This window comes from Nesterenkonia alba DSM 19423 (genome assembly GCF_000421745.1).
In the GTDB taxonomy this organism is placed as follows: Bacteria; Actinomycetota; Actinomycetes; order Actinomycetales; family Micrococcaceae; genus Nesterenkonia; species Nesterenkonia alba.
The window spans coordinates 232352-246378 of sequence record NZ_ATXP01000001.1; the positions used below are offsets into that span (position 1 = coordinate 232352).

At 64.3% G+C, this 14027-nt stretch carries 10 protein-coding genes; 7 read left to right on the plus strand and 3 right to left on the minus strand.

Annotated elements, in window-relative coordinates; all coding sequences use genetic code 11:
- Window positions 1–67 precede the first annotated feature (67 nt).
- From H578_RS12325 to secA, 3 genes are all read left to right on the plus strand, one after another.
- Window positions 68–940, plus strand: a complete 873-nt coding sequence (locus H578_RS12325; RefSeq protein ID WP_084709773.1) for a ComF family protein — start codon at window positions 68–70, stop codon at window positions 938–940.
- A 143-nt stretch (window positions 941–1083) separates the two neighbouring features.
- Window positions 1084–1818, plus strand: a complete 735-nt coding sequence (gene hpf, locus H578_RS12330) for a ribosome hibernation-promoting factor, HPF/YfiA family (RefSeq protein ID WP_022871865.1) — start codon at window positions 1084–1086, stop codon at window positions 1816–1818.
- 137 nt (window positions 1819–1955) lie between these two features.
- On the plus strand, window positions 1956–4547 hold the full coding sequence (secA, locus tag H578_RS12335; protein WP_022871866.1) for a preprotein translocase subunit SecA: 2592 nt from the start codon (window positions 1956–1958) through the stop codon (window positions 4545–4547).
- Here the strand turns inward: secA and H578_RS0101070 are convergent.
- Together H578_RS0101070 and H578_RS0101075 are read right to left on the minus strand one after the other, a co-directional pair.
- Window positions 4544–5065 carry an Rv3235 family protein gene (locus H578_RS0101070; protein WP_022871867.1) on the minus strand — a complete coding sequence of 174 codons (522 nt, stop codon included), beginning with the start codon at window positions 5063–5065 and terminating at the stop codon, window positions 4544–4546. The two genes, secA and H578_RS0101070, sit on opposite strands and share 4 nt — an antisense overlap.
- Window positions 5066–5069: 4 nt before the next feature.
- Window positions 5070–5810 carry a LysM peptidoglycan-binding domain-containing protein gene (locus H578_RS0101075; protein WP_022871868.1) on the minus strand — a complete coding sequence of 247 codons (741 nt, stop codon included), beginning with the start codon at window positions 5808–5810 and terminating at the stop codon, window positions 5070–5072.
- Window positions 5811–6023: 213 nt separating this feature from the next.
- On the opposite strand from H578_RS0101075, the gene H578_RS15330 reads away from it, so the two are divergent.
- On the plus strand, window positions 6024–6560 hold the full coding sequence (locus H578_RS15330) for a hypothetical protein (protein ID WP_022871869.1): 537 nt from the start codon (window positions 6024–6026) through the stop codon (window positions 6558–6560).
- 74 nt (window positions 6561–6634) lie between these two features.
- Here the strand turns inward: H578_RS15330 and H578_RS0101085 are convergent, their stop codons facing one another.
- Complete coding sequence (locus H578_RS0101085) at window positions 6635–6856, minus strand: helix-turn-helix domain-containing protein (protein WP_022871870.1); 222 nt, start codon at window positions 6854–6856, stop codon at window positions 6635–6637.
- Window positions 6857–7022: 166 nt separating this feature from the next.
- On the opposite strand from H578_RS0101085, the gene H578_RS12345 reads away from it, so the two are divergent.
- From H578_RS12345 to H578_RS0101100, 3 genes are read left to right on the plus strand one after another with little or no spacing between them, the layout of a single operon-like run.
- A complete protein-coding gene (locus tag H578_RS12345) occupies window positions 7023–7703 on the plus strand; it encodes an SAF domain-containing protein (protein ID WP_022871871.1) in 681 nt (226 codons plus the stop codon).
- Window positions 7700–9139 carry a CpaE/TadZ family protein gene (locus tag H578_RS0101095; protein ID WP_022871872.1) on the plus strand — a complete coding sequence of 480 codons (1440 nt, stop codon included), beginning with the start codon at window positions 7700–7702 and terminating at the stop codon, window positions 9137–9139. The genes H578_RS12345 and H578_RS0101095 overlap by 4 nt, the downstream gene beginning before the upstream one ends.
- A 38-nt stretch (window positions 9140–9177) precedes the next feature.
- The gene (locus H578_RS0101100) at window positions 9178–14019 is read left to right on the plus strand and encodes an NAD-glutamate dehydrogenase (protein ID WP_022871873.1); all 4842 of its coding nucleotides are present in this window, start codon (window positions 9178–9180) and stop codon (window positions 14017–14019) included.
- Window positions 14020–14027: the final 8 nt, after the last annotated feature.

The following is a 14027-nucleotide window of genomic DNA, read 5'->3' on the forward strand; positions in this document are numbered from 1 at the left end:
CAGGGTGGTTTCCACAGACCGGCGATCCCCGGTGGTCAGGTGCCATCGGGCGCGGCAGCATAGAAGCATGCTGGAGAGGACACGGCTACACAGAACCCCAGACCCGCAGGGCCAGGCGACTCGAGGCCCGCGGACCCTGCCAGACGTCCTGGACTGGATGTGGTTCTCCTCCACCGGCAGGCACCTGCGGCACGGGCTTCAGGCTGCTGCTGATCTGATGGCACCCAGCTGGTGTGTGGGGTGCGGTGCCGAGGGCACCGATCTGTGCCCGGAGTGCACTGACGACCTGCGGTTGTTGACTCGGCGTCCTGTCGCTGCGGAAGCCGGTGCCGATGCCCTGCCGGTGATCGATGTGACCGACGACGACCTGCGTGTGCTGCCAGTCTTCGCAGCGGGGTGGTACCGCACCCTGGTGGCTGATGTCGTGGTCGCTTTCAAGGAACACGAACGGGTCGGCCTGCGCAGAGTTCTCGCTCCGGCCCTGCGGCGGGCGATGACCACCGCCGCCGATCACCTCGTACCGGCCGGGGTGCCGGTGGTGCTGCTCAGACCCCCGCCAAGCCTGGCCGCCCACGTGCGCCGCGGACGTGACCCCCTCGATGAGCTCCTACAGGGGGCACTGCCCGTCGAGGGTTTCACCCGAGGTGACCACCTCATCACTCGCCGTCCAGTCACCGAGGTGGCAACCGCCGTCGTCGGCGGTGCCAGCCAGAAAACCCGCGGCAGTGCAGCCCGCCGGCAGGCCCACGAGCAGCTGCAGCTGGCCGCCGGTGCGCAGGCGCAGCTGGCCACCACCGAGGTGCTACTGGTCGACGATGTCCTCACCACCGGCTCCACACTGCGTCGGCTCTACGAACTGGCCTCCGCCGCCGGTGCCCACGTCTGCGGTGCCGCTGTTGTGGCGGCCACACCCCGGGGTGATACCCCAGGTCAGCGCTGAATCGTCGAGGCGACTTCACGCCGGGCTGTCATGTGGCATAGGCTGAAGTATGGGTACCTGATAAAGAGTCCCATCGCAGCAGCGGTGGACTCTGAAGACGTCCACCGGAAGCTGTGCGTACGCTACGGACTGAAGGAGGACGCATGACCCTGCAGGTCACCTACACCGGCCGCAACATCACGATCCCCGACGCCTTCAAAGAGCACGTGGAGGCCAAAAGCGAGAAGGCTGAGGCCCTCGCCGATAAGGGGCAGCGGCTCGAGGTCAAAGTCTCCAGCCAGCACGGCCACCGAGCCGCCGAAACCACGATCACCGTGGAGCTCACCGTGGTGGGTCGCGGGAAGGTCATCCGCTCCGAGGCCCAGTCCGATGACAAATTCGCCGCCTTCGAAATTGCCTGGGACAAACTGTGTGAACGGCTCCGCCGGGCTCGCGATAAGAAGAAGTCGCGCGCTCGGGCCAACGGCAACGCTCAGGCCCCGGCCTCACTGGGCCAGGCACTGGCCGGATTGACCCCGGTGGACCCGGACACCCCCCTGTACGAGCAGGTGCTTGACGCCGAGGCGGCCGATGACGTTCCCCCGGCTGAGGATGAGTGGACCGAGCCGATCAAGATCCGCCGCAAAGTCTTCCCCGCTGAGCCGATGAGTGTCGACGCCGCCGTCGACGCCATGGAACTGCTCGGCCACGACTTCTACCTCTACCTCGACGCCGAGACCGGCCAGCCTTCGGCGGTCTACCGGCGCCGCGGATGGACCTACGGAGTGATCTCCTTGGACACCGAAGCCGGGGAAGGCCCCCAGACCGAGGAGCGGGACTATCGCCCGGATAACGGAGCAACGTTGAACACTCTGGGCTCCCGCCAACAGGCGGCCTGAGTCCTCAGCACCCACCATCATCCGCCGGTTCCCGCGTGCAGCGCCGCCGCGGGAGCCGGCGTAGGTGTGGCCGCAGACGGTCAGGAGCCTTACACTGACAAGTTGACGCTGTTGATAACCCCACGGAGATGCTAGCTGTGCCCACTTTGCTCGAAAAAGTCCTCAAAACCGGGGACAAGAAGATCCTCAAGCGGCTGCGCGGATACGCCGACGCCGTCAATCTGCTCGAGGACGAGTTCAAAGAGCTCTCCGACGCTGAACTGCGTGCCGAGACGGACCGCTTCAAGGAGCGGCTCGAGGAGGGCGAATCCCTCGACTCGTTGCTGCCGGAAGCTTTCGCCGCTGTCCGGGAAGCCGCTGACCGCACCCTGGGTCAGCGCCACTACGACGTGCAGATCATGGGTGGGGCCGCCCTGCACTTGGGCAATATCGCGGAGATGGGCACTGGTGAGGGGAAGACACTGGTGGCCACCGCCCCGGCCTATCTCAATGCCTTGACCGGCAAGGGTGTGCACGTGGTCACTGTCAATGACTACCTGGCCAAGTACCAGTCAGACCTCATGGGCCGTGTCTATCGGTTCCTGGGACTCAGCGTGGGAACGATCACCAATCAGATGAAGCCGGCCGCGCGCCGGGAGGCCTACGCCGCGGACATCACCTACGGAACCAACAACGAATTCGGCTTCGACTGGTTGCGCGACAATATGGCCCAGTCTCTCGATGACCTGGTCCAGCGGGGCCACCACTACGCGATCATCGATGAGATCGACTCCATTCTCATCGACGAGGCCCGCACCCCGCTCATCATCTCCGGGCAGGCCTCTGGGGATATCTCTCGGTGGTATGCCGACTTCGCCACCCTGGTCAAGCACCTCAAGCGGGATGAGGACTACGAAGTCGACGAGAAGAAGAAGACCGTCGGGGTGCTGGAATCCGGCATCGACAAGGTGGAGGACTATCTGGGTATCGAGAACCTCTACGAGACCCAAAACACCACGCTGATTCAGTACCTCAACAATGCCATCCGAGCCAAGGAACTGTATAAAAAGGACACTGATTACGTCGTCGTCGACGGCGAAGTCCACATCGTCGATGAGCACACCGGCCGTATTCTCAAGGGGCGTCGGTACAACGAAGGCCTCCACCAGGCGATTGAGGCCAAAGAGGGTGTGCGGATCAAACCGGAGAACCAGACGCGAGCTTCGGTGACGTTGCAGAACTACTTCCGCGGCTACGAGAAGATCTCCGGGATGACCGGTACCGCTGAAACCGAGGCGGCCGAGTTCATGTCCACCTACAAACTCGGTGTGGTGCCCATACCGCCGAATAAGCCTCGCCAGCGGATCGACCACAACGACCTGGTCTACAAGAACGAAGTCATTAAGTTTGACGCCGTGGTCAAGGACATCGTGGAACGGCATAAGAAGGGCCAGCCGATCCTGGTGGGTACCGAATCGGTAGAGAAGTCCGAGTACCTGTCGAAACTGCTCGCCAAAAAGGGCATCCGCCATGAGGTGCTCAACGCGAAAAACCACGAACGTGAGGCGGCGATCGTTGCCCAGGCCGGACGTAAGGGTGCGGTCACGGTGGCGACGAATATGGCCGGACGTGGTACTGACATCATGCTCGGCGGTAACGCCGAGTTCAACGCCGTCCGGGAGATGGAAAAACTCGGCCTGGACCCGGTCGAAGACGCCGAAGAGTACGAAGCGAAGTGGGACGAGGTCTTCACCAAGGCCAAAGAAGAGGCGGAGGCCGAGGCTGAGGAGGTCCGTGCACTCGGCGGTCTCTGCGTGCTGGGCACTGAACGGCACCAGTCTCGACGAATCGACAACCAGCTGCGTGGTCGGTCCGGACGTCAGGGTGACCCCGGTGAGTCCCGGTTCTACATCTCCTTGACCGATGACCTGATGCGTCTGTTCAACCAGGGTGCCGCACAACGGATCATGAACTCCTCGGCCATGGATGACGAGATTCCCGTGGAGCACAAATTCGTCTCCTCGGCCATCGCCAACGCTCAGCAGCAACGGGAATCGCAGAACACCGAACAGCGCAAGAACGTGCTGAAATACGACGACGTGATGAACCGGCAGCGCGAGGCCATCTACTCGGATCGTCGTCGGATCCTCGAAGGTGACGATGTCCATGAGAAGGTCCAGCACTTCATCGAAGACGCCATCGGGTTGATGATCGATGAGAAGACGGTGGCTTCTTCACCTGAGGACTGGGATCTCGAAGGGCTGTGGGAGGAACTGCGTCAGCTCTACCCCATCAGTCTGGACATCGAGGAGCTCGTCGAAGACGCCGGGGGTATTGACCAGCTCACCACCAAGAAGCTCAAGCGCGAGATCGTCTCTGACGCGAAGATCGCCTACGAGAACAAGGAAGAAGAGGTCGGTTCTGAGCCGCTCCGCGAGCTGGAACGGCGTGTGCTGCTTTCGGTCATCGACGAAAAGTGGCAGGAACACCTCTACGAGATGGACTACCTGAAGTCCGGTATCGGTCTGCGCTCCATGGCTCAGCGTGACCCCCTGGTGGAGTATCAGCGAGAAGGCTACCTCCTCTTCCAGGCCATGGCCGAGAGCATCCGTGAGGAATCCGTCCGTAAGCTCTTCGCCGCCGAGATAAAGTCCGTGCGCCCGGCGAAGCCGGCAGAAGACGCCGACGACGCCGGCAGCGACGAGGACACCAAGGGCACCGAACCGAAGGAAGCCTCCTTGAGCTCCTAACCGAGCTCCATGGCCACCACCTGCCACCGGCGACGGTGCGCCTGCAGCCGCAGCGCACAGGCCCTGGCCCGGTGTCCGTCGGTGAAGACCAGTGCCACCTCCCACACCGTCGCGCGCACCCGGTCTGCCCGAACGCTGAGGAATGTCACCCGCTGGGGTTGAGCCCGACCCCCGACGGTGTGGTGAACCAGTTCGGCACGCTGGGCGATCTTCTGCTGAATGGCCGGTGCGCACCAGCGCTGCATCTGATGAGCCGGGCGCAGACCGGCCAAGGTCTCCAGTGCCGCCTGACAGACCACGCGGCTCACCGCGACAATCTGCCGCCGCTCCTCGGCGAAACCGGCCAATTCCACCGGACGCTGCCGGTCGGTGTCCTCGCTGGCTTCAGCGGCGAGTTCCGGATGTCCCATCCGCCGCAGCATCCGGGGCACCTCCGCCTCCCGGTGGAGCCGGAAAGGCCTACCGGGTGCGGGTGCAGAAGACTGTTCCACAGTGGGAGCTTCAACGGTGGCGGTCATTGGCTTATCTCCTCTCCTCGGGCGGTGTCAGTATGGTTCCAGGCTGCAGGAGCGCAGGGTCATCACCGATGACGGTCCGGTTGGCCTCATACCACCGGGGCCAGTGACGGGCTATCTCCCAGTCGGTGGCTTGGGGTCCCAGATGCTCGGCGGCGATCGTCCACAACGAATCCCCGGGTTTGACCGTCACCTGTGTGCTCTCCTGGCTTTCCCGCTGGGGGAGCTGCAGGTGGCGCTCGGCGCTGGGTGAAGGAATGTGCGGGGTGAACAGGGGGCCTTTCACCGTCTCCTCCTGGAGGGTTTCTGATGAGTTCTCGGATGCGGTGGCAGTGAAGACAGGTGCCTCGATCCTTTCAGCGGGGTAGGGGGATGTGTCGGCCGCTGCAGGTGTCGCCGAGGCCGCCAGGCCGATGCCGAGCACCAGGGCGGCGGTGCGCCGCATGAATCCAGGGGCCAGGTGTGGCAGCCGGCCTCGGCGTCGGGGACTGCGATGCTCGAGCACGACGCTGAGGCAGGTCACGGCAGCGCAGAGGCACCACCACAGGCTCAGGGCCGCTCCAGTGCCGGCGGCAAGGAGCCCGACGCCGTACTCGGCGGCCCGAGCATCGTGGCTTTCTAAGGTGTGCAGGATCCCGGCGCTCGGAACACCGCCGAGCAGGTGACTGGCGCAGAAAAGCAATACGGGGCCAGCAGCGGTGAAGATCCCGGTGAGGACCAGGTCCTGAACACGGTGAGCGACTCTCATCTCACGAGCACCTCAAGAGTCAAACGTTTCATTTGATGTCATTTGGTGATCTGTGATCGATCTGAAGAGTACACGATCTCATTCGATGTGTGAAGTGTGCAGCGGTTGATCCCAGAGGCAGGGTGCGAAGAGTGCATGACCAGACATAATGGATCCGTGCTCTTACCCCGAGAGAGATGAGTGTCTGTTCTCAGAACGACCCAGGAGGCCCTCGTGCGCTGGGATGCGCTCTTTGCCGATATGGAAGCCCAACTCGCCGCCGAGCGGCAGGGTGAGTTCCGAGCTGAGGTTGCTGAAGCCTCTGCGGTGGAGCGATCCAGGCTCCAGCTGGCGGATCGGCTGCGTGTCCACATCGGAGAACTGGTCACTGTCCACTTGCTCTCCGAAGGGCCGGTGCAGCTGAGGCTGCAGGCGCTCGGGGCGGACTGGATGGCCGGCTACGCTGCCGGTCGTGGAGTGCTGATCCCGTTGGCGGCGGTTCTGGGGGTAGATGATGTAGCCCCCAAAGGGCAAGCGGAGTCATCGGTGACCCGGCAGCGCCTGGGTATCGCTGCAGTGATCCGCCGCCTCGCCCAGCAGCGTGCAGAGGTGACCGTCCATGCGGCCGGTCGGCAGGTGGCTGGCGGAATCGTGCTCGGAGCCGGAGCTGACCACTTCGACCTCGGGGTACGCGGTGAGCGGGCTCGGCGTCGGAGCGTCCTGTTTTCCTCGGTGGAGCTGATCCGCAGCCGCGATCCGATCCAGTTCTGACCCCAGGACTCCATGGACTCAATGTGAACGCAGGCCTTCAGAGGGTTTGGGGGGCAGCCGAGCCGGATGAAGGGTTAGCTGCCCTGCTCTTCGCGTGCGCGGGCTGCACGGGCCTCGCGCTGCACGGCGTACTGACGTTCGATGAACTCGTCGAGTTTGGCCTCTTCGACGCGCCATTGACCCCGCCCGCCGATCTGAATGCCTTCGAGTTCTCCACTGCGGATCAGCGCGCGCGTCTGGGACATCGAGATATTGAGGGCTTCAGCAACGTCGGGGAGTGTGTAGAACCGGCGCATCACTCAACTCCTCGTCGTTTGATGTCATTTGGTTCTATTCTTGCATGTCTCATAGTGAAAGCTCCACATCAGTGTGCGAAGTCGCTCACCGGTGGGCTAATCTATGCTCCGTCGCGCACCACCGCGCTCCATTCTCTTCACAACAGTGTGACGCAGGAGGGGACGTATGGCAGTGAAAGTGCCCACGACAGTAGCGGAACCCGGACAACGCCCGCCGGATCACCATGAGCCAGCCGCCCGGCTGCGCAGGCCTTCGTGGCGGGACCCCAGGCTTCTGGCCGGGGTGCTCCTGGTGCTGGTCTCGGTGACTGGCACTGTGGCGCTGGTGGCCTCCCAGGACCAGACCACCCCGGTCTATACCGCAGCGCGCAGCCTCACACCGGGGGAGCAGATCACCCCGGAGGATCTCACCGTCACCCAGGTGAGGATCGACGACGCCGTAGACACCTACCTCAGTCCGGAGTCCTCCCTGCCGGAGCGTGCTCAGGTGGTCACCCGTATCGAAGAGGGGGAGCTGCTGCCGGTTCGAGCCGTGGCCGAGGCAGATCCAGCTGGACGGCAAGCGATTACGGTAGAGATCCACCACGAGCTGGCCCGTGCCGTTTCTCCTGGCAGCGCCGTGGACGTCTGGGCCGCCCACGCACCGGGACCTGAAGAGGATGCCGAGGTGGACCGGCTCGTGCTCGCCGCCGAAGTTGCCGACGTCCGGGAGTCGGAATCGGCCTTCGGTGCACATTCTGCCCGGACCGTCGAACTGCTGGTGGACCCCGAGGAGGTCTCCGGGCTGCTCTCCGCCACCGGTACGGGAGCTGAGCTCTCGGTCTTGCCAGCGGGGGAGACCCCGTGAACCGGTGCTCGGTCATCACTACCGGCCAGCTGAGCACCGATCACATCGCCGGGCTGGAAGGTCTGCAGGGTCCGGTGACGGTGGATCGGCGCTGCACAGATCTCGTCGAGTTGCTCACCGCTGCTCGCCACGGTCGAGCCGATGCGGCACTCATCATCGGTGAAACCGCGGATCTCACCGCCAGTGTGCTCTCCGAGCTCACCGCTGAGAGCCTCACTGTGGTGGTGATCTCCGATGTTCCCGCTGAACGGGAGCGGCTCACCGCACTGGGGGCAGTCTGCTTTCCCGACGACGTCGCCGCCGGTACGCTCGCCGCCGCACTGCAGAACATCAGTGCCTCTCCGGCGGAGAACACCGACGCCGAGTTCAGCTCCCTGCTGCAAGCCAACGGGCTTGACCTTGACGACCACAGACGCGTTGAGCAGCACAGACCGACCGAGCAGCACAGACCGACCGAGCAGTACAGCTCAGTTAAGCAGTCTAGCCCAGTCAAGCAGCACAGCCCCGTTGAGAGGGGAGCTGAGCAGGACACGATCGGTGAGCCCACTGACGAGGAGTCCGCTGACGGGCCGGGCGATGCGGGAGGGCTCATCGCGGTGTGGGGCACTGCCGGGGCGCCCGGGCGGACCACCACGGCGGTTAACCTCGCCGCCGAATTGGCGATCTCTGGGGCACAGGTGCTCCTCATCGACGCCGACACCACAGCGGCCAGCGCCGCAGTGCATCTCGGGTTGCTCGAGGAATCGGCCGGCATCGCTCAGGCTTGCCGTGCCGCCGATTATGGCACCCTGGATGCTGCCGCCCTACGCCGGGCCGTGGTGACCGTGGAAACCCGCGGAACCACGTGGCATGTGCTCACCGGATTGCCCCGGGCTGATCGCTGGGCCGAGCTCCGTCCTCAGGCGGTGCAGACCGTGCTTGACTGTGCCACTGAAGCCTACGACCACGTCGTCGTCGATCTGGCCAGCGGGCTTGACCCGGCCGATGACCTCAGCTTCGAGCACATCCCCCAGCGCAGTGACACTGCGGCCACTGTGCTGCAGGCCGCCGACACCGCCCTGGTGTTGGGAACAGCCGACCCGGTGGGATTCTCCCGGCTCATCAAGACCGTGGAGGACTATCGCAGCATCCTGCCCGAGGCGGTGGCACCTACGGTGGTCGTCACGCAGGTGCGCCGTGACGTCGTCGGACGCTCTCCTCGTCGCCAGCTCGACGACGCCTGGAACCATTACAGCACCGGGCAGTCGATCAGCGCCTTCCTTCCCGATGACCGGCCCAGCTGCGATACCGCCCTGCGGCGGGGCGAGGTGCTGGCCGAGGCGGCACCCCAGAGTCCCCTGCGGCTCAGCATTGCCGGCCTTGTGGGGGTAGAGCTGGCACCACGGTCGCCGCGGCTGCGCTCGCGCAGACAGAAGACCTCCCGGGCGATAGGCTGAAGAACGAGTCTCAACCCACCCGGAACCGCGAGGATGCGATGGCCCAGCAGAAGACCCTCTACACCCGAGACGACCCGCAGCTGGACCGCCTCAGCCAGGCCTATTACGCCCATATTGCCGAAGAGGACCTCGCCCAGGTCAGCGCTGAACAGCAGCGTGAACGGCTCACCGCCCACCTGAAACTGGCCGAGGCTCGTACCCGCGGCGAAGCGGCTATCGATGTCACCACGGTGGGTCGGCGCAGCATCGTCATGGTAGTCACCGACGATATGCCCTATCTGGTGGACTCCGTCACCGCGGAAATCACCCGGCAGCGCCACGCCATCGCCTTGGTGGTCCACCCCATCCTGCTGACCTCCCGCAGTAGCGACGGCACCCTGAAATCCGTCAAATCCTTACCCACGCAGGGGCGCTCGCTCTCCTCTGGAGATACTCAGGCGATTCCCTCCTTGTCGGCACTCATCGACGCCGATGACCGGGCCGGAGTGGAGTCCTGGATCGCGGTAGAACTCACCTCCGCGGTCACCGATGAGCAGGCCGAACAGCTACGCTGCGGGCTGCGGAGCATCCTCGGCGATGTCGAAGCCTCCCAACGGGACCAGGACGCCATGGTCGCCGAGGCCTACCAAGCGGCCACCGACGTTCGTCGTCTCGATGATGTGCCCGAACGTAACGAGACTGCCGAGCTGCTCGAATGGATGGGCTCGGGGCACTTCCTCTTCCTGGGGTACCGGGAGTACGCCCTTGAGGAGGACACCGGCTCGGCCCAGCTGCGTCCGATTCCCGGCACCGGACTGGGCATCCTCGCCGATGTGGACGGCACACCCATCGATGCGCGAGCCTCTGAGCTTTCCCCACCGGCCGAAGACGCGTCCCCGAAGCCACGGTTGCTGGTCATCACCAAAGCCGACACCCGCTCCACAGTGCGGCGGCGCACCTATATGGACTACGTGGCGGTGAAGACCTTCGACGCCGCCGGTCGTCCGAGGGGGGAACGTCGGTTCCTGGGGCTGTTCAGTCAGCGGGCCTACACCCAGTCGATCACCACCATCCCGCTGTTGCGCTCCCGGGCCAAGCAGCTGCTGGCGCGCTCCGGGTTCAGCCCGGATTCCCATTCCGGGGCGGACTTGATGCAGATCCTGGAGACCTATCCGCGCAATGAGCTGCTGCAGATGGATATCGAGGAGATCGAAGACGTCGCCTGGCAGATTCTGCAGTTACAGGAGCGCCGGCGGGTCAAACTCTTTCTCCGCCGCGACCACCACAGCCGGTTCATGACGGCGCTGCTGTTCTTGCCCCGCGACCGGTACAACACCGCGGTGCGGCAGCGGGTGGAGCAGGAGCTCATGGCCCACATCGACGCCGAATCCATCGACTTCAACGTCCGTCTCTCCGACTCGGTCCTGGCCCGTGTGTTCTTCCGCCTGCGGCTGAAGCCTGAGGCCGAACCCTTACGCATCAGCGCCACTGAACTGCAGGAGAAACTCGCCCGGGCAGTGCGTTCCTGGGCTGAGGGAATCGCCGAAGAAGCCGCCGTCCGCTACACCGCCGAGCGAGCTGAACGGATCGGCCAGCGGTGGGGGGAGGCCTTCCCCGCCGACTACCGGGTGCTCTACGAAGTCACCGACGCGCTCGACGACGCCGCCCAGTTCGAGACACTTCAGGCCGAACCGGAGGCCGGTCCGCGGATCTCCTTCTACCCCCCGGGCCCAGGTGACGATGCTCACCTGCGTCTCAAGCTCTACTTACGCGACCCCAAAACACTCACCGACACCCTGCCGATCATTGACGACTTCGGTCTGGCCGTGCTCGACGAGCGGGCCTACACCGTGCGGCCTGAGAGCACCGAACACGGCGCTGAGCCGGCCTCCTACTACCTTTACGACCTGGGCCTCTGCTACCCGGCGGGAGTGGATCCCCAGGCCAGTATCGAGCTGTTCAAGGAGGCCTATCACCAGGTCCTCACCGGGCGGGTGGAATCCGATGTCTTCTCCCGGCTGGTGCTCCACCATCGGTTGAGCATCCGGCAGGTGACTGTCCTGCGGGCCTATGCGAAGTACATGCGTCAGCTCGGCAGCGCGCACTCCTACGACTTCCTCGCCGAGGCGCTGTTGGAGAATCCCGACGTGACGGCGTCGTTGATTGCCTACTTCACTGCCAAATTCGACCCCGAGATCGAACAGGCCCGCACTGAGGCCATCCGCGCCTGCCGCGAGAGTGTGACCACAGCCCTGGACACGGTGACCACTCTCGACGCCGACCGGGTACTCTCCGGCTTCCTCACCCTGATTGATGCCACCGACCGCACCAACCTCTACCAGGGGCACGAGTGGGTGTCGATGAAACTGCGTCCGGGAGATATCGACGCCGCCCCAGAGCCCCGTCCCGCCCACGAAATCTGGGTCTACTCGCCGCAGGTGGAAGGCACCCACCTGCGGTTCGACACTATCGCCCGCGGCGGATTGCGCTGGTCCGACCGGCAGGAGGACTTCCGCACCGAGGTGCTGGGCCTGGTCAAAGCGCAGATGGTCAAAAACGCCGTCATCGTGCCCTCCGGGGCCAAGGGCGGGTTCTACCCCAAACAGCTACCCGATCCGCAGCACGACCGCAGTGCCTGGTTCGAAGCCGGCCGGGAAGCATACAAGACCTTCATCCGTGGCCTCCTTGATGTCACCGACCGGCAAATTCCCGGTGACGACGCCGGCGGGGCCGAACCGCAGATCGTTCCCCGGGAGAACATCGTCCGTCACGACGGCGATGACGCCTACCTAGTGGTCGCTGCGGATAAGGGCACTGCAACGTTCTCCGACACCGCCAATGAGATCAGCGCCGAGTACGGCCACTGGCTCGGTGACGCGTTCGCCTCTGGCGGGTCGGCTGGTTATGACCACAAGGAGATGGGCATCACTGCTCGGGGGGCCTGGGAGTCGGTGAAGTCCCACTTCAAAACCCTGGGAGTCGACACCCAAAGCGAGGACTTCACCGTAGTGGGTATCGGGGATATGGGTGGTGACGTCTTCGGTAATGGGATGTTGCTCTCCGAGCACATTCGGCTGGTGGCCGCCTTCAACCACCTGCACATCTTTATCGACCCGGATCCCGACCCGGCAGCCTCCTTCACTGAACGAAAGCGACTCTTCACCGCGGAGAAACGCGGCTGGGATGCCTACAACACCGACCTCATCTCAGCCGGCGGTGGGGTCTTCTCCCGCGAGGCTCGCAGCATCCCCATCAGCGAGCAGATGCGCGACGTCTTCGACATCGACCCTGATGTGAAGACCATGACCCCGCCGCAGCTGCTCCACACTCTGCTCACCGCACCGGTGGACCTGCTGTACAACGGCGGTATCGGCACCTACGTGAAGGCCAGCACGGAGACCCATGAACAGGTCGGCGACCGGGCGAATAACGCGCTGCGCGCTGATGGCCGGCAGTTGCGGGCCAAAGTCGTCGCCGAGGGCGGCAATCTGGGCCTGACTCAGGCCGGACGGATCGAGGCCGCCCAGCAGGGCGTGCTTCTGAACACCGACGCCATCGACAACTCCGCCGGTGTGGACTGCTCCGATCATGAGGTCAACATCAAGATCCTGCTGGATCAGCTCATCGACTCTGGCATGCTGCAGGCCGAAGAACGCAACGAGCTGCTGGCCGAGATGACCGAGGACGTCGCCCAGCTGGTGCTACGCACCAATGAAGACCAGAACGTGCTCCTTCTGACCGATCGGCAGCGGCTGACCGAATGGTCTCCCAGCTTCGGGCGGCTCATCAGCTTCCTTGAAGAGACTGCCGGCCTGGACCGGGACCTGGAAGTGTTGCCCTCGGCCGAAGAGCTTGTCACCCGGACAGAGAATGGCATTGCCCCGTTGACCGCGCCGGAACTGGCGGTCTTGGTGGCCTACGCCAAGATCCAGCTGAAATCGGCCTTGGCTGACTCCGACCTGCCCGCTGACCCGTGGTTCCGCGGCACCTTGGAGGAATACTTCCCCGAACAGATCACCTCCCGGTACGCCGACGAGCTAGCACGGCATCCGCTGGCCGAGGAAATCATCGCTAACGACGTCGCCAATGACGCCATCAATATGGGTGGGGCCACTTTCGTCTTCCGCACCATGGAGGAGACTTTCGCTTCAGAGGAGCAGGTCGTCCGGGCATTCGTGGTCGTGCGTGAACTCTTCGAGCTCGACGCGTTCGACGCAGCCATGCGCCGGTTGCCGGCCAGCTTCCCCACGGAACTGTGGGCCCCGGTGTACGTGGATATGCGCCGGCTGCTGGATCGGGCGGTGCGGTGGTTCGTCAACCACGGGGGCCCGGCGTTGTCCATCTCCGAGGAGATCACCGCCTACGCGGAACATATCGGACCCCTCTACCGCCGGGTGTTTGACGTGTTGGGAGAGAAGGACCGGGCCCGGGTCGCCGCCCGACGTGAAGACGCGATCGGCTACGGCATGTACGAGGAACTCGCCGGCTGGTACGCCGAACTGTTCGAGTCCTTCTCTCTGCTCGATATTGCTGAACTCGCCCGGCAGCTGGAGTTGGATTCCCGCGAAGTTGCCGGGGTCTACTATCAGGTCTACGCGGAGTTCGACGTCGACGACCTGCTCGAGAAAATCACCACCTTGCCGCGGACTGATAAATGGCAGGCCCTGGCCCGGGGTGCTCAGCGCGACGAGCTGTACTTCGCGGTGCGGGAAATCACCGAATCGGTGCTCACCACCACCGAGCCCGACGACGCCGCCGCGCGGCTTGACCAGTGGAAGCAGGAACACACCACCAAGCTGGCGCGCACCGAGCGGCTCTTCGCCGAACTCGACGACGGAGATAAGACCATGGCTTCGCTGACCGTGCTGCTGCGCCACCTGCGCGGCCTGATCGGAACATAATCCGCGCC